The sequence below is a fragment of the Pedobacter sp. BMA genome (assembly GCF_001027745.1).
In the GTDB taxonomy this organism is placed as follows: domain Bacteria; phylum Bacteroidota; class Bacteroidia; order Sphingobacteriales; family Sphingobacteriaceae; genus Pedobacter.
The window spans coordinates 874,386-896,852 of the sequence record NZ_LECU01000006.1; the positions used below are offsets into that span (position 1 = coordinate 874,386).

The 22,467-nt window shown below is 39.1% G+C and carries 22 protein-coding genes; 17 read left to right on the forward strand and 5 right to left on the reverse strand.

Features of this window, described 5'->3' with window-relative positions; translation table 11 throughout:
* Positions 1 to 56: 56 nt before the first annotated feature.
* Together AB669_RS15840 and AB669_RS15845 are read right to left on the reverse strand one after the other, a co-directional pair.
* Positions 57 to 2,276, reverse strand: coding sequence for a transglycosylase domain-containing protein (locus AB669_RS15840; protein WP_047800232.1), 2,220 nt, complete (start codon positions 2,274 to 2,276; stop codon positions 57 to 59).
* A gap of 99 nt (positions 2,277 to 2,375) precedes the next feature.
* Positions 2,376 to 5,078 (reverse strand): tetratricopeptide repeat protein, encoded by a 2,703-nt coding sequence (locus AB669_RS15845; protein WP_231582694.1) that lies wholly within the window; start codon positions 5,076 to 5,078, stop codon positions 2,376 to 2,378.
* Between the two features lie 178 nt (positions 5,079 to 5,256).
* Here AB669_RS15845 and AB669_RS15850 point away from each other — a divergent pair, with 178 nt between their 5' ends.
* The 12 genes from AB669_RS15850 to AB669_RS15905 all read left to right on the forward strand — a co-directional run bounded on the left by AB669_RS15850 (position 5,257) and on the right by AB669_RS15905 (position 14,602).
* On the forward strand, positions 5,257 to 5,484 hold the full coding sequence (locus tag AB669_RS15850; protein ID WP_047800234.1) for an AtpZ/AtpI family protein: 228 nt from the start codon (positions 5,257 to 5,259) through the stop codon (positions 5,482 to 5,484).
* Between the two features lie 135 nt (positions 5,485 to 5,619).
* Positions 5,620 to 6,009: a hypothetical protein gene (locus AB669_RS15855; RefSeq protein WP_047800235.1), complete on the forward strand. Its 390-nt coding sequence runs from the start codon at positions 5,620 to 5,622 to the stop codon at positions 6,007 to 6,009.
* 35 nt (positions 6,010 to 6,044) lie between these two features.
* Complete coding sequence (gene atpB, locus AB669_RS15860; protein WP_369799768.1) at positions 6,045 to 7,226, forward strand: F0F1 ATP synthase subunit A; 1,182 nt, start codon at positions 6,045 to 6,047, stop codon at positions 7,224 to 7,226.
* Between the two features lie 42 nt (positions 7,227 to 7,268).
* Entirely contained in the window at positions 7,269 to 7,475 is a 207-nt protein-coding gene (atpE, locus tag AB669_RS15865; protein WP_010601523.1) for an ATP synthase F0 subunit C, read from the forward strand.
* Positions 7,476 to 7,568: 93 nt separating this feature from the next.
* Positions 7,569 to 8,063 (forward strand): F0F1 ATP synthase subunit B, encoded by a 495-nt coding sequence (locus tag AB669_RS15870; RefSeq protein WP_047800237.1) that lies wholly within the window; start codon positions 7,569 to 7,571, stop codon positions 8,061 to 8,063.
* Between the two features lie 90 nt (positions 8,064 to 8,153).
* Positions 8,154 to 8,693 (forward strand): ATP synthase F1 subunit delta, encoded by a 540-nt coding sequence (atpH, locus tag AB669_RS15875; RefSeq protein WP_047800238.1) that lies wholly within the window; start codon positions 8,154 to 8,156, stop codon positions 8,691 to 8,693.
* 100 nt (positions 8,694 to 8,793) lie between these two features.
* Positions 8,794 to 10,368: a F0F1 ATP synthase subunit alpha gene (gene atpA / locus AB669_RS15880; protein ID WP_047800239.1), complete on the forward strand. Its 1,575-nt coding sequence runs from the start codon at positions 8,794 to 8,796 to the stop codon at positions 10,366 to 10,368.
* A gap of 87 nt (positions 10,369 to 10,455) precedes the next feature.
* Entirely contained in the window at positions 10,456 to 11,343 is an 888-nt protein-coding gene (atpG, locus tag AB669_RS15885) for an ATP synthase F1 subunit gamma (RefSeq protein WP_047800240.1), read from the forward strand.
* Between the two features lie 227 nt (positions 11,344 to 11,570).
* Positions 11,571 to 12,335, forward strand: a complete 765-nt coding sequence (locus AB669_RS15890; protein ID WP_047800241.1) for a 5'-nucleotidase, lipoprotein e(P4) family — start codon at positions 11,571 to 11,573, stop codon at positions 12,333 to 12,335.
* A 58-nt stretch (positions 12,336 to 12,393) separates the two neighbouring features.
* Positions 12,394 to 12,612, forward strand: a complete 219-nt coding sequence (locus AB669_RS15895; RefSeq protein WP_047800242.1) for a hypothetical protein — start codon at positions 12,394 to 12,396, stop codon at positions 12,610 to 12,612.
* A 244-nt stretch (positions 12,613 to 12,856) separates the two neighbouring features.
* Positions 12,857 to 13,702: a DUF4349 domain-containing protein gene (locus AB669_RS15900; protein WP_047800243.1), complete on the forward strand. Its 846-nt coding sequence runs from the start codon at positions 12,857 to 12,859 to the stop codon at positions 13,700 to 13,702.
* Between the two features lie 12 nt (positions 13,703 to 13,714).
* Positions 13,715 to 14,602, forward strand: coding sequence for a DUF4349 domain-containing protein (locus AB669_RS15905; RefSeq protein WP_053058434.1), 888 nt, complete (start codon positions 13,715 to 13,717; stop codon positions 14,600 to 14,602).
* Positions 14,603 to 14,686: 84 nt separating this feature from the next.
* On the opposite strand, the gene ruvC is transcribed toward AB669_RS15905, so the two are convergent.
* Complete coding sequence (gene ruvC / locus AB669_RS15910; RefSeq protein WP_047800431.1) at positions 14,687 to 15,274, reverse strand: crossover junction endodeoxyribonuclease RuvC; 588 nt, start codon at positions 15,272 to 15,274, stop codon at positions 14,687 to 14,689.
* Between the two features lie 41 nt (positions 15,275 to 15,315).
* Between ruvC and AB669_RS15915 the strand changes: the two genes are divergently transcribed.
* From AB669_RS15915 to AB669_RS15935, 5 genes are all read left to right on the forward strand, one after another.
* The gene (locus tag AB669_RS15915; RefSeq protein WP_047800244.1) at positions 15,316 to 16,293 is read left to right on the forward strand and encodes a lysylphosphatidylglycerol synthase domain-containing protein; all 978 of its coding nucleotides are present in this window, start codon (positions 15,316 to 15,318) and stop codon (positions 16,291 to 16,293) included.
* A complete protein-coding gene (locus AB669_RS15920; protein WP_047800245.1) occupies positions 16,271 to 17,407 on the forward strand; it encodes a glycosyltransferase in 1,137 nt (378 codons plus the stop codon). The genes AB669_RS15915 and AB669_RS15920 overlap by 23 nt, the downstream gene beginning before the upstream one ends.
* Entirely contained in the window at positions 17,407 to 18,549 is a 1,143-nt protein-coding gene (locus AB669_RS15925; protein ID WP_047800246.1) for an ABC transporter permease, read from the forward strand. The genes AB669_RS15920 and AB669_RS15925 overlap by 1 nt, the downstream gene beginning before the upstream one ends.
* 91 nt (positions 18,550 to 18,640) lie before the next feature.
* Positions 18,641 to 20,131: a bifunctional ADP-dependent NAD(P)H-hydrate dehydratase/NAD(P)H-hydrate epimerase gene (locus AB669_RS15930; protein ID WP_047800247.1), complete on the forward strand. Its 1,491-nt coding sequence runs from the start codon at positions 18,641 to 18,643 to the stop codon at positions 20,129 to 20,131.
* A gap of 121 nt (positions 20,132 to 20,252) precedes the next feature.
* Complete coding sequence (locus AB669_RS15935) at positions 20,253 to 20,957, forward strand: AIM24 family protein (RefSeq protein ID WP_047800248.1); 705 nt, start codon at positions 20,253 to 20,255, stop codon at positions 20,955 to 20,957.
* Positions 20,958 to 21,013: 56 nt separating this feature from the next.
* Here AB669_RS15935 and AB669_RS15940 read toward each other — a convergent pair whose 3' ends face one another.
* A complete protein-coding gene (locus tag AB669_RS15940) occupies positions 21,014 to 21,871 on the reverse strand; it encodes an anti-sigma factor domain-containing protein (RefSeq protein WP_047800432.1) in 858 nt (285 codons plus the stop codon).
* A 2-nt stretch (positions 21,872 to 21,873) separates the two neighbouring features.
* Positions 21,874 to 22,425, reverse strand: a complete 552-nt coding sequence (locus AB669_RS15945; protein ID WP_047800249.1) for an RNA polymerase sigma factor — start codon at positions 22,423 to 22,425, stop codon at positions 21,874 to 21,876.
* Positions 22,426 to 22,467: the final 42 nt, after the last annotated feature.

Sequence of the window (22,467 nt, forward strand, 5' to 3'; positions counted from 1 at the left end):
AGATTTAGTTTTGTTTGAAAGTTTTTACCTTTCCTTAGCTGTATCGGTGGTTAGGGTTAAAAGCCCAGTTTCTCATCCAGTTCGTTAGTACCTTCTTCCTGTTGCTGGTACTGGTTACAGTCATAGGTAATGTTAACGCCTGATTTTGGAGCTTCGAAATCAGCATGGCTGATTTTCAGGGCAGGGTTGGCATAAACGCGCTTAATAAACCCTGCAAAAATAGGCAAAGCAGTGTTTGCACCTTCACCCTGGTTGGTGCTGATGAAGTGAAATGCACGATCTTCACATCCTGTCCAGATTCCTGTTACCAGTTGCGGGGTAATGGCCATGAACCATCCATCCGAGTTATTTTGCGTGGTACCGGTTTTGCCTCCGATAGGAGCATTTACCTTGTATTTTCCGATAAGCCGGTAGCCGGTTCCACCAGTCACCACACCTTTAAGCATGCGGGTCATTACGTAAGCAACTTCCTCACTCATTACCGGTTTAGGGATTTCTTTTTGAGAGAAGAGCACCACACCATTTTTATCTTCAACCCGTAATAAATAAATAGGTTTGGTATATACACCCTTATTGGCGAAAGCACCATACGCGCCCACCATATTGTAAATGGATGAATCAAAAGTTCCCAGGCATATAGATGGGTATGGTGGTACATTGGGAATACCCATTTTTGTAGCCAAGTTTGATACCGCTACCGGCCCCACCTGTTTCATCAAATAGGCGGTTACAAAGTTTTGAGAATAGGCAAGTGCTTTTTGCAAGGTAATATTACCTGGAAGTGGTTTGCCAGAATTTCGGGGTGTCCATGGGTCGCCGAAGCCTTCGATGGTAACAGGCGTATTGTTTACTGAATAGCAGGGCGAGTAACCATTTTCTATAGCGACGGTATAGGTAAATGGTTTAGCAGTAGAGCCTACTTGTCTGGTTCCCATTTTTACCTGATCGTATTTAAAATGTTCATAGTTAATTCCACCTACCCATGCCTTTACATGGCCATTGGTTGGATCCATAGACATCATGGCATTACGCAACAGCATTTTATAATAACGAACAGAGTCGATTGGTTTCATTACCGTATCAATATTTCCCTTCCAGGTGAAAATGGTCATGTCGGTTTTGGTATTGAAATCTTCAGTAATCTCATCATCCGATTTGCCTTCCAGTTTCAAGGATTTATAGCGGTCGGAACGTTTAATCCCTTGTTCGATCTGTAAAGTTTTGTCTTTATAAGGGTTTCTGCCTTTCCAGCTACTGATAAATTGCGCCTGTAAAATTTTCATATACTCTTTTTGCGCTTCTTCAGCATAAAGCTGCATATCATAATTCAGGGTAGTATAGATTTTCAGTCCGTCACGGTCCAGGTCGTACGGTGTTCCATCAGGCTTATTAATTCCCTGATCCTGAAAAATGGCTTTAATATCGTTTTTCAGTACCGAACGAAAGTATGGTGCAATTCCATCATTCACTGTAGCTGCGTTAAAGTGCAGATCGAGCGGTTTTTCTTTTTGCTCATCGAACTCCTGCTGGGTTAATAGCTCTGATTTCACCATCATAGCCATAACGGTATTTCTGCGGTTTCTGGAGCGCTCTGGGTGACGGGTAGGCGAGTACATGGTAATTCCCTTTTGCATCCCTACTAAAGTTGCCGCCTGGGTTAAAGTAAGCTGATCCGGGCTGGTATTAAAATATACCCGTGCAGCAGATTTAATTCCATAGGCCTGATTACCGAAATCAACGGTATTTAGATACATGGTGATAATTTCTTCCTTCGTGTAGTTTCGCTCCAGCTTAACTGCCACAATCCATTCTTTGAATTTGGTTAGTACCAGTGAGAAAAAATTAAGGTTAGATTCCCTCGGAAACAAATTTTTGGCCAGTTGTTGCGTAATGGTGCTGGCTCCTTGTTTTTTGCCTATTAAGTTGTAACCAATAATGGTAAAGGTACGTTTAAAGTCAATTCCGGAGTGTTCTTTAAAACGCGTGTCTTCCGTGGCAATTAAACCGTTAATTACGTTTGGTGAGATTTCTTTGTAAGTAACATTAGAACGGTTTTGAACGAAATAAGTTCCGAGGGTACGCCCGTCTTCAGCAATAATTTCTGATGCCTGGTTGCTTTTTGGGTGTTCGATATCCCTGAATGAGGGCAAAGCTCCAAACAATCCGAAGCCTATCATAGAGATGAAAATTGCAAAGATGCCTATCCCACCGATTAATACTTTCCAGATCACTAAACTATATCTTTTTATTTCCTGTGCAGAAAGGGCTTTGTTCATTTTGTGTGTTGTTGTTAAAAAATATGCCTCAATAAAAACAGATTGAGGGGCAAATTTATCAATTTTTAAGAAAGGAAACGGCTGAAGGCGTTTACTATCTTATTTAAAATTGCCTTTTAAAAAGTCTAAGTACTCGTTAATACGAGCTCTTGAATTTAACTTTTCAAAATTCTCCTTGCTGATGATGAAGCCTTTATAAAGGTTTGCCGGCACTTTCATAATGTTTTTCAACTGGCCTGTAATGCTCGATTCATAAAGTCTGGCATCATCAAGGTCGATGAAACTGGTCACGTAAATCAGCTGATCGTTGTCCAGCTCTATCAATTTATGCGCCAAATCATTGTCGGGATAGTTTCCGCGGTTAAACTGGCCAATGCCAAAACGGGATGAACTTAATGTAAATGTTGCATCTGCAACATCAATAACGTAATAATACTCATCAGATTTTGCAGCACTGAAAACGCTTGCAGGCTTTACAGGATCGAGAGGTTTGACTTCGGCAATTTTCTCTACGGGTTTGGCAACCGGTTCAGCAGCTTTCTCCGCTTCTGCCAATTTGTTTTCAGCAACAAGTGGTTTTGCCGGAGCAATAGCTGGTGCCTGATTAACAAAACGTGGCTCATTTGAATCAAAATCAATCAGCGCTACCGGGCGTTGTTTAAACTCTTCCATGTTTGCCTCAATATATTTCAGGTGATCACGAACAAGCGGCGTAATAATCATATCATTCGGGTAGGTTGAAGTGATGTGATTAAACTCGGTTAACAGCGCGTCTACTTTTGAAGTTCGCCCTATGGCAATCGCTTTTAGGTAGGCGTACTGTGGTGCAAAATCATTATCAGGAAATGCTGAGATATTTTCACCTGCCTGCTTAATTACACTTGGATAGTCTTTCTTCGCGTATGCGTCAAAAGTAAGGTTATAATTATTGATAGCCATGTTTTCCATCTGACTTTGTTTAGCGGAGTAAGAGGGATCCAGAATGGTTTTTGCAAAGCTTGATTCAGGAAATCTGGTTAATACCATCTGGCGGTATTCATTAGATTTGTTTTGGTCTACCCCGCGGTAATTCAGGTACAAACTATAAAAGATGGCAACAAGGTGATTGTTATTGGGGTATCTTCTTAATAATTCCTGATAGGTTTTATTGGCTTCTTCTTTGTCATTTAACTCCTGTTGGTAAAAACTGGCGATTTCGAAGTAAGCATCAATAATTTTCTGATCCGAAGCAGCGAGTAGTGCAGGTGTAACGGGCAATCCGTCCAGATATTGCTTTTCTAGAGATGTTTGTCCATCTGTACTTTGCGCATCAGTACCATTTGCCGGAATAATAGTATTGGCAACTTTACCTCCAGACATTACCTGATTGTTTTCCTGGGCAGACGACCGCTGACTTTGGCGCCAGTTATCTTCCAGCTGTCTGTTTCCCCAACGTTTCTTAAAATCAGCGAAGCCAGAGCTTATCGCTGCATTGTTATTGAAATAGAAAGTACTCCCTGCTGATGGTGTTGATGGATTAAGTGTTTGATTTGGAAAAGAGGGATTATTGATGGATTGGCTACCTGTACCGGATATGTCTGTTACTTCAACTTTAGGCGTAAGGTATGATTTTACACGGGCAGTACGTTCGCCTTCAGGTAGTCTGGCGATAATCTGGGCCGTGTCTTCTTTCGCGATAATTGTAAATCGATCGGTTAAGTACTGCAGGTTTTCAGCCTTCTTTACAATGTTGTCGTAGTCCTGGAAGTTTCTCGGAAGAATGGCTACGGTACTGTCGTAATATAATTTTGCTTTTACATAATTCTTAAACTCCTTGAAATTTAAATCAGCGATTCTTAAATAGGAGAGTGCTTTCTGATTTTGGTTTCTAGCGCTTTTCTCTACAGACTTCTTATAATTTTCCTGAGCTTTAACGAAATTGTTTTCTTTTGCAAACAGCTCACCTACCTGGTAGTAAATCTGATCAGTATAATCGAAGTTTTTATCATCTTTTAACAATGCCAGAAGTGCCTTTTCCTCATTAACTTTATAACCGCTAATCAATGCCCTTAGCTTGATTCGTTGTAAGTTAGCATGAAAGTACATTTCAAAAGGCGCATTACTGTTTTCAACTTTGGTATAATTGATGAATGCGTTTTGCAGGTCGTTATCGTTTTCCTGAAGTTGTGCCAGTATATATTGCCAGCGAATACGCAATTGTTTTTCATCAGCTAATCTGATCGCACTTTGCAATAACAGCATCGCTTCTTTATATCGTTTCTGATAAATGCGCATCTGGGCAGCTGTTGCAAGGGGCTCTGCAAGGTCTTTTTTCAGCTCATCAGATGCACGCAACATGGTATCAATAATTTTATCAGCAAAAACCATGTTGTTCAGCTCCATCTGACTACGAGCCTTCCAGTTCATGGCCATGATGAACGTTTTCAGATTGGTTTTGTACGTTCTTGCTGTATAATCAAAGTATTCTGAAGCAATGAAATAGTTTCCTTTCAAATAGTTCGCTTTACCGAGCAGCATATAGGCGTCGTCGATATAATTGCTGAAACTTTTCTCATTAATGATATACTGGCCTTTGGAAATGACTTCGTCTAATTGTTTGTTTGGTGCACCTGATGTTAACACCAGATTTACCTGTGGTTCGGGATCGAGATACACAGGTAAAAACTTTTCATAATTATCTGTGTAGCTTTGCAATAGCCCCTCATTATATTCTGAAAGGAGCACATTAGCGTTGTATATATAATTATATCTTGCCGTCAGGTTTTGAAATCTACGGTCGAAGCCTGTATCTTTATTTGCCACACAGCCAAAAATAAACAATAGGCCTACGCATAAAATGAATGGAGTGAAAGCTTTGTTGATGTTTTTCAAGTATGATAATCGCGTTAGTGGATATTCAATAAACAAATTTCTGGTAAAAATATTTTATCAGGCATCAAATTTTAATTATTCAAAGTTAATTTAATTATTGCATTAATAAATGGAAAATCCTAAAGAAGAAGATACAAAGAATAAAGTAAATGCGGCTGCAAAATATTCAGCCATAGGCTTTCAAATGGTGGCCACTATTGGCTTATTGACTTTTATCGGATATAAAATTGATGAGAGAAGAAATAGCGAGACAAAACTGATTACTGCGGCTTTTGCGCTGCTTGGTGTTGGCATTGCCTTGTACCAAGTGATCAGGCAGGTAACCAGGCAAAAATAGCCTTCAATATATATAGGTCTGTAGCCTTCCCGTTGGTGGCCAACAATTTAATTATCAAAATTTTGCGGCATTATGGGGATTAAAATCAGATTAAAAGTTATCTTTGCAAAAGTTTTTAATAAAGAAATTATTTAGTTGAATCTAGCCAAATTTACAAGTCTGTATTTAATTTTGATTGGTATCTCAGTAGCCATTGTAGCTACGTTACATGCATTGTTCCCGAATACTTTATTATTTGTTTCAGATTTCTGGCTGATTTTTGGCTTCATGGCAGCAATCACCTACATCGCTTATGTGCTGGTCAATATAGGCCTGAAACGTAACCCTCAGGCTGGTGTAATGGCAATAATGGGATCGATTGGAGTGAAGATGATTTTTTGTATGGCTTTTGTATTGATTTACAGTATAAAAGCTAAGGGAGATGGGCTTCTTTTTATACTAAATTTTTTTTCTATTTATTTATTGTTTACCGTCTTTGAAATGTACTGTTTGTTGCGTAACTTGCGCCACCAAAATTTAAAGTAAAAAACTGCCAATAAATGGATTTTAACCAAGTTTTTATGTCGAAAGTTAAGAAGGTAATTGTTGCTTTTACGCTTTTAATAGCGTTTTTATCTATCAAGAATGATACTTTCGCTCAAGTTGACACTGTTTCTTCGTTGCCTGTAGATACTGCAGTAACCGCTACTCATGATGCTGGAGCTGTAGCTAATCATGATGGTGGAAACACTGAAAAGGAAAAAGGTTTTGATATTACTTCTTTCATCTTCCACCACATTAGCGACAGTCATTTCTTTACACTTTTCGGTCATGGTGAGCATGGTTTTACTTTGCATCTGCCAATTATCCTTTGGACTGATCAAGGCTTGGTAACTTTTAGTTCTTCTGCTTTCAAATTCAATGATGATGGCAAGGAAGTGGTAGAGAAAAACGGACAGCGTTTCGTGATGGCGCACAATAAAATTTATTATGCCAATGCAACACCTAACGAGCATGGTGCATTTGTTTCGCATGTAGAAAAAGATGGTGCTGAAGTAGTAACTAATGTTCGTCCTTTAGATTTTTCAATCACTAAGAACGTTTTTAGTATGTTGTTATCGGTAGTGGTTTTGGTTGTAATGTTTACTTCAATCGCATCATCTTACAGCAAAAGAAACGGTAAATCACCAAAAGGTTTACAATCGTTTTTAGAACCAATTATTTTATTTGTTCGTGATGATATTGCCAGACCAAACTTAGGTCATAAATACAGTGCTTTTATGCCATACCTATTATCGGTGTTTTTCTTTATCTGGATGAATAACGTATTGGGTTTGGTACCATTCTTTCCGGGTGGTGCGAACGTAACAGGTAATATTGCTTTAACCTCTGTGTTGGCAGTTTGTACTTATCTGATCACCACATTTAAAGGGAATAAACATTATTGGAAACACATCTTCTGGATGCCGGGAGTTCCTGTTCCAATGAAAATCTTTTTAGCTCCTTTGGAGTTAATCGGAACATTAACCAAGCCAATCGCTTTAGCCATCAGGTTATTTGCAAACATTACTGCTGGTCACATTTTAGTAATGTCTTTATTGTGCTTGATCTTTATCTTTAACTCGCTTTGGATTGCTCCTGCATCAATTTTCTTCGCTGTGTTTATCGGCTTAATTGAATTTTTGGTAGCATTCATCCAGGCTTTTATTTTTACCACGCTTTCGGCCTTGTTTATAGGCATGGCGGTAGAAGACCACCATTAATAGTTGAACATTATTGTTAAATAAATATAAATAAATCAGAAAATGACTGGAACATTAGCTGCAATCGGCGCAGGCTTAGCTGCAATAGGCGCTGGATTAGGTATCGGTAAAATCGGTGGATCTGCAATGGAATCAATTGCTCGTCAGCCAGAGGCCGCTTCAAAAATTCAAACTGCTATGCTTATCGCTGCAGCCTTTATCGAGGCGGTTGCTTTATTCGCAGTAGTAGTTTCTTTGATCGCAAAATAATCAAAGAAAAACTCAATACAAGAACCTATCCGGGATTGCCGTTTAGGTTCTTGTTTAAATTGTTTGTTGTAATAATAATATTAGATATATAAAATGGATTTATTAGTTCCTGAAGTAGGCTTATTAGTTTGGAATAGCATCGCTTTTTTATTGTTGTTGTTTTTATTGGCAAAGTTTGCATGGAAACCAATTATGAAATCGATCCATGAGCGTGAGCAAAGTATTGATGATGCTTTAAACAAAGCAGAATTGGCTAAGCAGGAGATGGCCCGTTTAACCAGTCAGAATCAAGACTTAATGCAGCAAGCCCGTGCTGAGCGTGATGAGATTTTAAAGCAGGCAAAAACTTTAAAAGACAGCATTCTGAATGAGGCTAAGAAGCAAGCACAGGTTGAAGGTTCGAAATTAATCGAAAAAGCTAAAATCGAAATCGAGAATCAGAAAAAAGTAGCATTAGCTGAAGTTAAGGATCAGGTTTCTACTTTATCATTAGAAATTGCTGAACGTGTTTTACGTACGCAATTAGATGATAAATCAAAACAAGAAGCTTTGGTTGCGAACCTGTTAAAAGACGTTGAATTAAACTAGTTTGAGAAAATAGATTTGAGACATTAGATATTAGATCTGGGTTAATTTCCACATCTTTCATCTCGCATCTCTCATCTCACACCCGAGAATATGTCAGAAATTAAAGTTGCAGGCAGGTATGCCAAATCATTAATCGACTTAGCTGTTGAAAACAACGGTTTGGCTGAATCGTACAATGATATGGTTTTGTTTGAGAAGGTTGTTGATGAGACACCTGAACTGGAAGCAATACTGAAAAATCCAATTGTGCCTTTAGATAAAAAGATTGGCATTTTGAATGGTATTTTTACAGATAAAGTGGGTAAACTAACCCTTACATTTTTTAAAACAGTTGTAAATAAAGGTCGTTCGTCGATTTTGTTTGCTACTGCCAGGCAATTTATAAAGCAATACAACGAAATTAAAGGTATTGTTACTGCAGATGTAACTTCTGCTACTGCTTTAGGTGCTGAATCTAGAGCGCAGATCATTGAAATTGTAAAGAAAGAATTGGGTGCCAACGAAGTGATCATTAATGAGAAAATTGATGAAAAGCTAATTGGCGGTTTTATTTTAAAAGTAGGTGACAAGCAGTTTGATGCAAGTATTGCCAGCGGCTTGAACAAGTTAAAAAAGGAATTTGCGCACTAAGTTTTGCGCAGGGCGATAAGCGTTTTGCGTTTCATCCGCTTTACGCCAAACGCTTAACATAGAAAACATTTACAAAAAGATATCAAAATAACATAAAATTATGGTAGAGGTAAGACCAGACGAAGTTTCGGCAATTATCAGACAGCAATTGGCGGGCTTCAAATCAGAAACCGAACTGGAAGAAGTTGGTACCGTGTTGCAAGTGGGCGACGGTATTGCCCGTGTTTACGGTTTAACTAAAGTTCAATCGGGTGAGTTGGTTGAATTTGCAAGCGGATTACAAGGTATTGTATTAAACCTTGAAGAAGATAACGTAGGTGTGGTACTTTTAGGTGCATCAGACGAGATCAAAGAAGGTGATACAATCAAACGTACCAAAAAAATTGCCTCTATTAAAGTTGGTGAAGGTATGCTTGGCCGTGTTGTAAATACCCTTGGTGAGCCTTTAGATGGTAAAGGACCAATCTTAGGTGAAACTTACGAAATGCCTTTAGAGCGTAAAGCTCCAGGTGTAATTTACCGTCAGCCAGTAAATGAGCCGTTGCAAACAGGTATTAAAGCAATCGATGCGATGATTCCAATCGGTCGTGGTCAGCGTGAGTTGGTTATTGGCGACCGTCAGATTGGTAAAACTGCTGTTTGTATCGACACCATTATCAACCAAAAAGAATTTTACGAAGCAGGTCAGCCTGTGTTTTGTATCTACGTAGCTATTGGTCAGAAAAACTCTACTGTAGCTAACATTGTACGTACGTTGGAAGAAAACGGTGCTTTACCATATACAGTTGTTGTAGCTGCATCTGCTGCTGATCCTGCTCCAATGCAGTTTTATGCTCCGTTTGCTGGTGCTGCAATTGGTGAGTTTTTCCGTGATACAGGAAGACCAGCATTAATTGTTTATGATGATTTGTCTAAACAAGCTGTTGCTTACCGTGAGGTATCTTTATTACTTCGTCGTCCACCGGGCCGTGAGGCTTATCCAGGTGACGTTTTCTACTTACACAGTCGTTTGTTAGAAAGAGCTGCAAAAATTAATGCTAATGATGATATTGCGAAGGCGATGAATGATTTGCCTGAGTCTATCAAGCATATCGTGAAAGGCGGGGGTTCATTAACGGCGTTGCCGATTATCGAAACTCAAGCTGGTGACGTATCTGCATATATTCCTACTAACGTAATTTCAATTACTGATGGCCAGATTTTCTTGGAGTCAAATTTATTTAACTCAGGTATCCGTCCGGCAATTAACGTTGGTATCTCTGTTTCACGTGTAGGTGGTAACGCTCAAATCAAGTCGATGAAGAAAGTTGCCGGTACTTTGAAATTAGATCAGGCACAATACCGTGAATTAGAGGCTTTCTCTAAATTCGGTTCTGATTTAGATGCTGCAACAAAATCGGTTTTAGATAAAGGTGCACGTAACGTGGAAATGTTGAAACAAGCACAATTCTCTCCATTTTCTGTTGAGAAACAAGTTGCGATTGTTTATGCTGGTACTAAAAACTTAATGCGTAATGTTCCAGTTGCAAAAGTAAAAGAATTTGAAACTGAATTCTTAACTCAATTGGAAATGCGTCATCCGGAAACTTTAGCAGCGTTAAAAGCTGGTAAATTTGATGATACCATTACTGGTGTGTTAGATACAGTAGCAAAAGAGATTTCAAGTAAATATTAATAAGATTTGAGACATGAGATTTGAGATCTGAGATTAGAACGGAAACGTCTCTTGTCTTGTATCTCAAATCTCACATCTAAATAAAGAATGGCTAATTTAAAAGAAGTAAGAAACCGTATTGCATCAGTACAATCCACTCAGCAGATTACCAAAGCTATGAAAATGGTTTCGGCGGCTAAGTTGAAACGTGCCACCAATGCAATTATCGCTTTACGTCCTTATGCAACTAAACTGAAAGAGATTTTAGGAAATCTTTCTGCAAGTTTGGAGGGTTCTTCATCACCTTTTATCCAGGAGCGTGAACCCAATAAGGTTTTAATTGTTACTGTTTCCTCAAATCGTGGTTTGGCTGGTGCTTTTAACATGAACGTAATTAAAGCGGCCAATAATTTAATCGCAGAAACTTACAGTGAGCAGTTTAAAAATGGTAATGTAAGCATCGTCTCAATTGGTAAGAAAACTCAGGATTTCTACGAAAAGCGTAAATACAACGTTATCGGAAACAATAATGAGGTTTATTCTGCTTTAACCTTTGAGAATGTAACCAAGATTACTGATGTAATTATGGCTGGTTTTCTTAATGGTGATTTCGATCGGGTTGAGCTGGTTTACAATCGCTTCAGAAATGCTGCCGTTCAATTTATCACTACTGAACAGTTATTACCTTTACCGAAAGCGGAAGAGTCTGCACAAGTTGAAGTTAAAGCTTCCAATGTAGATTATATCCTGGAGCCATCTAAGGAAGAAATTGTGGAACAGTTGATTCCTAAGTCAATAAAAATTCAGTTGTACAAAGCAGTTCTTGATTCTCATGCCTCAGAACATGGTGCACGGATGACATCAATGGATAAAGCAACTGAGAATGCCGGTGAATTGTTGAAGTCGTTAAAGCTTTCATATAACCAGGCTCGTCAGGCAGCCATAACAACTGAGTTAACTGAGATTGTAAGTGGTGCAGCTGCATTGAATGGATAATATAGTATCTGGAGTTTTGAGACGAAAGTCTTAGTTCCCGTAAGCGTACATAAGCCCGTTTCTTAACTGAAATGGGCTTTCTTGTAGTTGTTCAGTTTCATAAGCTAAATAATTTGGAATTTCGACAATATGGTTGCCAAACGCAGGTTCGTAAATTAATGGTGATATTCATTCAAAGCGACCTGATTGAGCAGCGGTAGCCTTATCTTCGTGTCAAATAAATTCAAATGAAAAAATATATCTTCATCATTTTTGGGCTCAGTTCTTTTTTAGCTAAGGCACAATCTCCGGCACGTGATTACACCAATGCCGTACTTTGGCAGCAAACAAGTGGCGAGTACAGGGCACTTTGTTTTCAGGCTTATAACTTTGCCCGGTTATCATTAAAAGAAACAATATGGGCAGATACCAGTAAAAAACCGAATTGTGTTATTGTGGATATAGATGAAACTGTTTTAGATAATTCTCCCTTTCAGGGCCATGAAATCAGAAAAGGTTTAAGCTACAACCCCGCAGACTGGACAGAGTGGACCAATCTGGCAAAGGCAGATACTGTTCCCGGCGCACTGGCATTCTTAAAGTTTGCGGCTTCGAAGAATATCGAAACTTTTTACCTTAGTAACCGTGATGAAAAAGACCATGCAGCGACGCTGAAAAACCTGCAAGCTTTTGGTTTCCCTTATGCTGATGATGCACATTTATTGGTTTCAAAGGGAACATCAAATAAAGAACCACGTAGACAAAAGATAGCCGAAACGCATGATATTTTAATGTTATGTGGGGATAATTTAAGTGATTTTTCCAATATCTTTTATCGGGAAAAGAAGAATACAAATGAACAGGTAAATGCCAATCAAAACATTTTTGGCATAAAATATATTGTATTGCCAAACCCAATGTATGGCGACTGGGAAAAGCCTTTGTATCAAGGCGAAAACCTTTCGGATAAAGACAAGGGAAAACAGCGTTTAGAACGATTAAAAAGTTACTAAGTATGTATAAATATTCGGCAATAAGTATTACTTTTGCTGCATCATAAAAATAAACATTATGGAAAACAACGAATTAAAGCACAATACAGAGAGCATGCAAACGGCGAATCAGCCAGGAATTTATAGAATGATAATTTTTGGTGTACTGGTTTGCATTGTTGGAACTTATCTGCGTTTCGCTTACGATTCTTGGCAACTCTCTTTAGTTTCATGGATAATCTTATTCATTGGCGCAATCATCGCAATTAAGGGTGTTTTCAAAATTTTAGATGCATAAATAAAATTTCTATCTAAATATGAAGCCGATTATGAACCATCATGATCGGCTTTTTTATTTTCGAACTTGTGGAATCTCAAGCTAATCAGCATCTCCATAAAGAGATTTTTGTTCACAGGGTTACCTAAATCACTTTTTTGTATAAAGAGAAAATAGAGCAGGATACACTAACCGGAAATACTCACTTCTCATGGCCATTTGAAGCAATATTTTAAATTGATCATACATTTTAAACCATTGAATCATGAAAAGGAATATCATTGCTATGGCTTTATGTGCCATACTGTTTGGCTGCAATAGCGAGAAAAAATCAGAATCAAGCGATACCGTATCTGTTAATAACGAGCGAACAACAGCTCAATCCGAGCTGGTAAGTAAAGTTATTAAAACTGCCGATATGCGTTTTAAAGTAAAAGACGCCGTACAAACTAAACTGGATATTAGTAAAATTGTTTCCAATCTGGAAGGCAGTATTGTAGAATCAAGCATTCAAACCACCACTTTAGATCAGGAACGTGTTGCCTACAGTGCCGACTCACTTCAAGAAACAACCGTTTTCAAAGCAGAAGGGGTAATTATTGCCCGTATACCTCCGGCTTACCTCAATGTTTTTAGCGATTTGGTTGCTGCAAGGGCCGAACAGATTGATAGTGCCAAAATGCAGGCCAACGATCAGAGTATAGCATATTTACGCAATAGCTTAAAAACAAAAAATAGGGAAGAAGCACTAAAGGCTGCGAAAGCGCTCGCATCAAAAGAAGCCAAATTAAGTCAGGAGCTGGTTGATATGAAGGACGGAATTGTAGACAGGAAGATGGATAATCTGGATCTCAACCAAAAGACCAAATTGAGCACTGTAACGCTAAGTTTTTATCAGGATAAAGGTGTCAGGAAAGTAATTGTGGCAAATGATAATCTGGTTGATCACAGGCCAGGTTTTTTTAAACGGTTAAGCACAGGACTGAATTCAGGCTGGCAAATGTTTCAGGAGTTTTTACTTCTTATCGCACGTTCATGGATACTGATCGTGATCGGCATTATTGTTTTTTTTGGATTCAAACATTTCAACACTAAACGCTCACGAGCATAATATTATTGAATTATGAAAAGGATTATTGTAGTACTGGCTTTAGCCGCAGGATTATTCGGCTGCCAGAATGAAAAAAGAGACAAATCTGTTGCATCAACCGAGGAAATCAGAATAGCTGAAATGGCAGATACGGTCGCTACAGAGAAAATTGTTAAAACTGCCGACATCCGCTTTCGCGTTAAAGATGTGCAGCAGACCAAAGAGAACCTTAGCAAGCGCATCAAAGCAGAGGGAGGGACTATAGCAGAGTTTTCAACAGAAAGCATTATTCAGGAAACGCAAAAGGTAAAATTATCGGCCGATTCGCTAAAAGAAATTACTGCCTATAGAACCGAAGGCTACCTGGTGGCAAAAGTTCCTTCAGAACGCCTGGACGACTTTACCAACACCATCGCTAAAATGGCCCTGTTTGTTGATCGTCAGTCAATGAAATTAGATGACCAGAGTCTAATGTATCTCGCTAACAAACTGAAGGCCGATAACAGGGAAGATGCGGTTAGCAGAATCAATAAACTGGCGACTAAGAAAAGTCCGAATGTAGAAACCTCGCTCCTAATCAAAGATGATTACGTTGATAAGAAAATACAGAATCTGCTGATAGACAGTCGGGTGAAATACAGCACCATCACATTAAATTTTTATCAGGACAATACCATCAAAACCATGACTATAGCCAATGATAATGTGTACGACTATAAGCCCGGATTTGCAAACAGATTATGGTTAAGTATTACAAACGGCTGGACAATATTTAAAGAAATTATTCTCGGTATTGCTAATTTGTGGATGTTGATCATCGTTGGTTTAGCTTTGTTTTTCATCATCAGATATTTTGTTACAAAAGATAAAAAAGCCAGAGACCTGGCGACCAAAAATTGGGCTAACAATAACCAATCCTAATAGGGCTTCAATATAAATTATCAGAAGGTACGGAGTAACCCCATCAGCAAAGCGCGCTCCGTACCTTTAATTTAAGCATGTATTTTACTTTTTAGTTTTAACCGCTAGGCCTTTAACCTTTACTTTATTATCACTAACAAATGATTCCCATCCTGAATAGGTTTTCGATTTGCCACTGGTAGCCACTTTTTGAAAGGAATGACATAAGGCTACAGCAAGGCCATCAGTGGCATCCAGAAATTCAGGTGTTTCCTTAAAATTTAGTAAACGTTGTAGCATAGCGGCCACCTGTTCTTTAGTGGCATTCCCATTTCCTGTAATGGATTGTTTGATTTTGCGGGGTGAGTATTCAGTTACAGAGATATTTCTCGAAAGCGCTGCTGCAATGGCCGTACCCTGAGCCCTGCCGAGTTTTAATAATACCTGAATATTTTTACCGTAAAAAGGGGCTTCGATTGCTAAAACATCGGGCTTATACTGATCGATAAGTACAACTGTTTTTTCGAAAATGCGTTGAAGTTTAAGAAAAGGATCATCAAGGTGAGTCATTTTAACAACCCCCATACTCAACAATTCGGTTTTATTACCCTTTTCTAAGATGATACCATATCCCATCACCGCAGTTCCAGGATCAATACCTAAAATGATGCGCTCCTTTTTTTCGTTCAACATTACAGCAATATTAAGCATATTTGCAAACTAAATAGATAATCTTGACAGGCAAGCAGAAAAAAATATTATCCATACTCATCAAAGTTACAATTGTGGTTTTCGCTTTTTGGTTCATTTACCATAAACTGATTGCAAACAAGAATCTGGAAAATTTCCGAAGCCTGCTAAAAGACATCCCACAACCTGAAATTGTTAGCGTTATAGGACTTGTTGTGCTGCTGATGTTTTTAAACTGGTTTTTAGAGGCTGGTAAATGGAAGCACCTGATGTATAACATTGAAGGCATTAGCTTCTATAGGGCAGTGGAATCTGTTTTTTGTGGTTTAACGATGGCTATCTTTACCCCTAATCGTTTAGGTGAATACGGAGGCCGTGTGTTCTTTTTATCCCCCAAGAGAAGAGTAGTAGGCATTGTTGCGATGAGTGTGGGGAGTATCGGCCAATTGGTGCTTACCAATGTGTTTGGCGCCATAGCTGCATGTTTCTTTGTTTACAGGTTTGTACCTATGGATAGGGTATTCTTTATCACGGTTGTTTTTTTTGCTGTTGTATTTAGCCTTTTTTTTCTGGTTTTCTATTTTAACATCCGCTGGTTAAACGGCCTGTTGTTATCCTTTAAGTTTACCAGGAAGTATAAAAAATTTTATAGTATTTTAGGTCGTTACCGAAAAGGAGAATTGTTTAAAATCATTTTATTCTGCTTTGCAAGATACCTTGTTTTCAGCTCTCAGTATTTCATCCTTTTTGTTTGGTTAATTCCGGGCTTAAACCATGGTGATATCATCATGATGACCTGTCTGTTATTTTTGGTGCAATCAGCACTTCCTTCGCTTGATCTTTTCGACGTGGGGATCAGAAGCGTTACGGCTGTCGAACTTTTCAAACACATCACAGATCAACACCTTGCTGTAATTGCGTGTACTGCGAGCATTTGGCTCATAAATATTATTATTCCTGCTATCTTAGGTTCATATTTTGTCTTTAAACTTAATTTCTTTGGAAATCTTAAAACTAATTAGTCTCTTTTCTGCTGCATTAACCTTTATTTATGGTTTTCTTGTGTTTACCTTTATTAAAGGATGGTATCAATTACGCTTTGTAAAAACCATTGATCGCATTCCTCATACAAGGGTTTCGGTAATTGTTGCGGCAAGAGATGAGGAACTCAATATCAAAAGGACCATTGAGGCACTCACTAGTCAGGATTATCCCAAAGTGCTTACCGAAATTATTTTTATTGATGATCATTCTACAGATCGAACGGCTCAGATTATTACATCTTATGCTGATCAGGGAGTTAAGCTCATTAAATTAAATGAGGACCGGGCGTTAAATTCATATAAAAAGAAAGCTATCCAAACCGCCATTGGCTCTTGTAGCGGCGATTTAATTATTACTACAGATGCAGATTGCGTGATGGGGAATCATTGGCTTTCGGCTATCGTGGGGTTTTACGAGGATAAGGATTACAAAATGATTTCGTCACCCGTGGCTTATTTTGAAGAAAAGAGTTTTTTTGAAAGATTGCAATCCCTTGAGTTTCTTTATCTCATTGGTTTAGGTGCATCAACGATTGGAAACAAGCAGCCATCTACCTGTAATGGCGCAAACTTAGCTTACGAGAAAAAGACGTTCTACGAAGTTGGCGGATTTCAGGGTATTGACGACCTGGCCTCTGGCGACGATGAATTACTGCTTCATAAAATCGCTGCAAAATATCCTAATCAGATCGGCTTCCTTAAAAACCGTGAAGCAATTGTATATACCCATGCGAAGGAAAATTTAAGATCCTTCATTCAGCAGCGAAAAAGGTGGGCGTCTAAGAGTACCAGATATAAAAACAAGGCAATCATAGTTTTAGGTGTGTTCGTTTGGTTATTCAACCTGAGTATCCTGGCAAATTTTATTGCCGGACTATTCTTTCCCCTGCTTTTAACGGTTACATTTTATCAGTTATTGATTAAAATGATCTTAGAAACACTATTTTTATGGGATGTAACAGGTTTTGCAAAAAGACAGCGTTTATTGATACTAATTCCTGTTTTAAATGTGTTGCATATCATTTACATCGTTTACATTGGAATCGCTGGAAACAGCGGGAAATACAATTGGAAAGGCAGAATGGTGAGATAATGGATAACAGCCCGTCAAAAAAAGTATGGTTAAAGTTTAAGCGTAACAAATTCGCGTTTGCAGGCTTGATTTTTATTTTGCTATTGGTACTGATGGGTATCTCAGGCTATCTGATTATGCCCGATAGTTCTCCAGATGCAAACGTTCAGAAAGTCCAGATTGCCAAGCAAAAACCTGGAGCAAAGTTCATGTTTCTGATTGTTGAACGCTACACGCATATTGCCCGTGTTAATTGGTTTCAAAAAATGCTTAACGGCCAAACTCCGGATTTTAAAAGTATTCCAATCACCGCCTACCGTATTGCTGGCCGGGATGTCTTTGTAACGGAATATATCGGAGAGGAAGAAAAAGCGAAAGAAACTAAATATAATCTGGCTGACCTTTGCCCTGACTGTGTGCTCCCGAATACTATTGAACGTGTTAAACCATTGTTCGAGAAACATAATATCTACAGTCAAACCTACCTTCTGGGAACCGATATCTACGGAAGGGACTTACTAAGCAGACTCATTTTAAGTATACGTGTTTCGCTTTCTGTGGGAATAATGGCAGTATTGATATCCTTGTTTATCGGTGTTGGATTGGGCGCTGTTGCAGGCTACTTTGGTGGTAGGGTGGATGCGCTGATTAGCTGGGTGATGAATGTAATCTGGTCCCTGCCATCCCTCCTTCTTGTTATTGCCATCTCTTTCGCTTTAGGAAAGGGTTTCTGGCAAATTTTTATTGCTGTTGGATTATCTACATGGGTTGATGTAGCCCGTTTAGTCAGAGGACAGGTAATGGCTTTAAAGGAAGTCGAGTTTATTGAGGCAGCCCGTGCATTGGGTTTCAGTACAAGCAGAATCATTGTTAAACATATCCTTCCAAATATTGCAGGCCCTATTCTGGTTGTGGCTTCGTCCAATTTTGCATCAGCAATATTATTGGAAACAGGGCTAAGCTTTTTAGGATTCGGTGCCCAGCCACCTACGCCAAGCTGGGGAAGTATGATTAAAGAGCACTATGGGTATATCATCATGGATGCTGCTTACCTGGCCATCCTGCCCGGGCTCGCAATCATGCTAACGGTGTATGCATTTAATGTTCTGGCAATCGGTTTGCGCGATGCATTCGACGTTAAAGGCCAAAATGTTACAGTTTAATTGCTGAGCTGAACCAGTTGATCCCATTTCATTCCTGTTATCAAACAAATATCGATATTTCTGCATTATAAGATATAATCTATTCACCGATATGCAAACACTGTTAACTTCATCACAAATGCGCCTTGCTGATGCTTTTACCATCGCTAACGAACCCATTTCCTCTATTAGTTTAATGGAACGGGCCGTTCAGGCCTTTGTTGCTAATTTTATAAAGGAGGTAATTGATCTGAACGAACAGATAGCTGTTTTTTGCGGAAAGGGTAATAATGGGGGAGATGGTTTAGGTATTGCGCGTGTACTCATCAACTGCGGATACTGTAATGTAAAAGCATATATTGTAAATTTTGGTGATAAACAAAGTGATGACTTTAGCGAAAATTTGAAGCAACTGGAACAAACAGGTTGTGATATCATAACGATTAGTCATGCTACTGATGCAAATGGCGTTATGGCTGATACCGTTATTGATGCCATTCTCGGTTCAGGCTTAAATAAGCCATTGACAGGTGAGTATGCTGCATTGATTGAAATTATGAATGCTTTTCCTGCCCGTATTTATGCCGTGGATGTCCCAACAGGCTTTCCGTCGGAGGGAATTATAGTCAAAAACTACAATGGTATCGAAGCGTTTAAAACCATTTGTTTCCAGCGTCCTAAGATCAATTTCTTTTTCCCGGAGTCGGCTGCAGCAACAGAACGTTACGAGGTAGTGAACATAGGGCTCAATGAAGCTTTTATTGAATCACAGGATAGCGATATTCATTTGCTGGAAGATCAAGACATTCGCAAGATCCTTAAACCCCGAAAAAATTTTAGTCATAAAGGGATTTATGGACATGCATTGATCATCGCAGGATCTACTAACACCATGGGCGCTGCGATATTGTCCTCAATGGCATGTTTAAATGCAGGGGCCGGCTTAACAACTGCCTGCATACCAAACAGTGGTTTGGTAACATTAAACTCCGTTTTGCCCGAGGTGATGGCTTTACCCAGAGATGAGTATACGCGCATAGAAAATACATCAAAATACCATTCCATAGCTATCGGTTGCGGCCTGGGGATTTCTTCTGAAAATGCTAAATTATTGGAGAGCCTGATTGCTGCCAGGCAACCCTTGGTTATTGATGCTGATGCATTAAATATATTAGGCGAAAATCCTGAATTGATTAAGCAGCTGCCTCAACATTCCATCCTCACGCCGCACATGAAAGAATTCGACAGGCTCTTCGGATTTCATCAGGAATGGTGGAGCCGTGTGCAAACGGCCAAAGCCAAAGCAAAGGAATTGCAAATTGTAATAGTGCTTAAAAATCAGTACACCTTCATTTGTGCTCCGGATGGCAGCATCTTTATTAATCCGACAGGTAATCCTGCAATGGCACAAGGCGGTATGGGCGATGTGCTAACGGGAGTTATTGCTGCTTTTGTGGCGCAAAACTACACCTCAGTTGAAGCTGCAATATTAGCTTGCTATGTACATGGAAAAAGTGGTGATGTTTTAGCTTCCGAACATTTTGTGATAAGTGCTACCAAGCTTGCCGAAAATGTTTCCCGTACAATAAGACACCTGCTATAATCTGTTTCTCACTGCATTTTAGGACTTTGCCAGGTTATTGAAACTGCAAGCGATAAGTCAAATCAGTTTTGGCCTGGGAATTGACGGGATTATATCTGGAAAACTAAATAACATCTAAATTATGGAGTCAAAAAAAGAGTACACGCTAACGGAGCTCATTCACGAGTCGGCAGAAAATCCAAATGAGAACGATTTTTTCGAACTGGAAAAACCGGCCATGCTGGAGGTAAATTTGAGAAATCAAAAAATCATGGCTAAAGCAGGATCGATGGTTGCCTATATTGGTAATATTGATTTTAAACGAGAAGGCTTACTTAGTAAAGGCCTTGGTGGCTTACTTAAAAAGGCAATTTCGGGAGAAGGAACATCACTTATGCATGCATCAGGTACAGGAAAACTTTATTTGGCCGATGAAGGCAAAAAAGTAAAGATCATCAAGCTTCAGAATGAATCTGTTTTCGTAAATGGAAATGATGTGCTGGCAATTGACGGCAACATTAAAAATGAAATTAAAATGCTTAAAAGCATCGCCGGCATGCTAAGTGGAGGCCTGTTTCAGGTGAAGCTTTCAGGTAGTGGTTATATTGCCATTACTACCCATGGTGAACCTATATTGCTTAGGGTAAGCGCTAATCAACCAGTATATACAGATCCAAATGCAACTGTAGCCTGGTCTGAAAACCTATCTCCCAATATCAAAACCAACCTTACTTTTGGTTCATTTATCGGCCGGGGCAGCGGGGAGTCATTCCAGCTTGAATTTTTTGGAGAGGGCTGGGTTTTAGTGCAGCCCTACGAAGAAGTGAAGTACGCACAAAAATCTTAAACAAAAAAAATCCCGGTAGCGATTAACTACCGGGATATATTTTTATAAGGGTTGGATTAAACGCCACCCATCACGGTTAATTTGTCCATTGTTGGATTCACACTTCCCCCCATCGGTTCAAGGGTTACTGCAAATGCCTGCGCTTCTTGTATGGTTTGCATTTTTTGAAGTGCCTCTGTACCTGTTGAATCACTTTTTCCAAAAACACCCAAACTTACTGGTTTGCCATTTACAAGTGCCCATAGCTGATATTCATGTTCTGCATCGGGCTTCGGTAAATCCATTGCCACATAATTAATCAGAACACTTTTATCATTTTTATTCCAGTAAACGTTCATTTTCGATTTCGGACTAAAGGCCTGTCCTGCCATGCGGATGGTAGCCCATTCTTTACTATCGTTCATCGCAACCATATTGTCCAAGCCCTGCTTATCGAATTCAAGTTGTCTCACTACGCCGGCAAATTTCTGCTTATCTAAGTTAAGAGAAGCTATTTGATCATGAGCATCGTTAAGTTTATTGTAAGTGATAAACAATGCAGCCGTACTCACAACCAATAAAGCAATACAGGCAACCAATGCAAAACGTAATGTTCGTAATTTGCCGTCACTCCCATCCAGGCGAACAACTTTAGGTTCTGTAGCAGCTATAGTGGTATTAGATTGGTAAACAGTTTCCTGTTCAACCTCAAAACCTAGTTTTTCAAAAAGTTTTGCCTCAACAGCTGCAGATGGTTCTACAGCGTTTTGCATAGCATACTCCTCCATGGCCAGCTCAATAGCAGAAAGTTCAGCTTTAACCTCAGGGTTTTGTGCTGCCATTTCCTCTACCTGCAACGCTTCTTCCGGCGATAAATCACCGAGAACGTACAATTCAAGTACTCCAGATTCGATATATGCTTTTAAATTTTCCACGCTCAATTAAAACTCCTTCTCAATTCAATAATAGCCAGTCGGATTCGGGTTTTCACCGTACCTAGGGGCAGATCTAACTTTTCTGCGGCTTCTACATGCGTATAGCCTTTATAATAAACTAAATTGAGAACTGATTGTAAGTCTGGTTTCAGATTCTCTACAAGTTGCTTAACTCCCAGTACATCGGGATTAAAAGTAACCTTGTTTTGTTCATCAACGAAACTTACGTTATTTTCTATATCTTGGTTTTTGAGTGAATTCTTAAAATCTTTTGAGCGAAGCTTATCTATAGAAAGGTTACGGGCGATATTCATCATCCACGTAAACAAACGTCCTTTAGTACTGTCGTAGTTTTCGGCCGACTGCCAGATCTTTACAAATGTTTCCTGTAATACATCTTCTGCAAGCTCGGTATGGGTAATAATGCGGGTAATCACCCCGTAAAGGGCCGACGAATACATGCTGTACAGTGTTTTTAATACCGCAGAGTCTCTCGATTGCAGTGCTAAAACTAGTTCAGCTTCGGTTAGGGATGGTTTCTTTAATGCAGTCACTATTGGTTACTAAGATACAAATCAGAACATAAATTGCAAAGA

Coding starts and splice junctions, on each gene's coding strand:
- AB669_RS15840 (WP_047800232.1), bottom strand. CDS start 2,276: ATGAACAAAGCCCTTTCTGCACAGGAAATAAAAAGATATAGTTTAGTG.
- AB669_RS15850 (WP_047800234.1), top strand. CDS start 5,257: ATGGAAAATCCTAAAGAAGAAGATACAAAGAATAAAGTAAATGCGGCT.
- atpB (WP_369799768.1), top strand. CDS start 6,045: ATGTCGAAAGTTAAGAAGGTAATTGTTGCTTTTACGCTTTTAATAGCG.
- atpE (WP_010601523.1), top strand. CDS start 7,269: ATGACTGGAACATTAGCTGCAATCGGCGCAGGCTTAGCTGCAATAGGC.
- AB669_RS15870 (WP_047800237.1), top strand. CDS start 7,569: ATGGATTTATTAGTTCCTGAAGTAGGCTTATTAGTTTGGAATAGCATC.
- atpH (WP_047800238.1), top strand. CDS start 8,154: ATGTCAGAAATTAAAGTTGCAGGCAGGTATGCCAAATCATTAATCGAC.
- atpA (WP_047800239.1), top strand. CDS start 8,794: ATGGTAGAGGTAAGACCAGACGAAGTTTCGGCAATTATCAGACAGCAA.
- atpG (WP_047800240.1), top strand. CDS start 10,456: ATGGCTAATTTAAAAGAAGTAAGAAACCGTATTGCATCAGTACAATCC.
- AB669_RS15890 (WP_047800241.1), top strand. CDS start 11,571: ATGAAAAAATATATCTTCATCATTTTTGGGCTCAGTTCTTTTTTAGCT.
- AB669_RS15895 (WP_047800242.1), top strand. CDS start 12,394: ATGGAAAACAACGAATTAAAGCACAATACAGAGAGCATGCAAACGGCG.
- AB669_RS15900 (WP_047800243.1), top strand. CDS start 12,857: ATGAAAAGGAATATCATTGCTATGGCTTTATGTGCCATACTGTTTGGC.
- AB669_RS15905 (WP_053058434.1), top strand. CDS start 13,715: ATGAAAAGGATTATTGTAGTACTGGCTTTAGCCGCAGGATTATTCGGC.
- ruvC (WP_047800431.1), bottom strand. CDS start 15,274: ATGTTGAACGAAAAAAAGGAGCGCATCATTTTAGGTATTGATCCTGGA.
- AB669_RS15925 (WP_047800246.1), top strand. CDS start 17,407: ATGGATAACAGCCCGTCAAAAAAAGTATGGTTAAAGTTTAAGCGTAAC.
- AB669_RS15930 (WP_047800247.1), top strand. CDS start 18,641: ATGCAAACACTGTTAACTTCATCACAAATGCGCCTTGCTGATGCTTTT.
- AB669_RS15935 (WP_047800248.1), top strand. CDS start 20,253: ATGGAGTCAAAAAAAGAGTACACGCTAACGGAGCTCATTCACGAGTCG.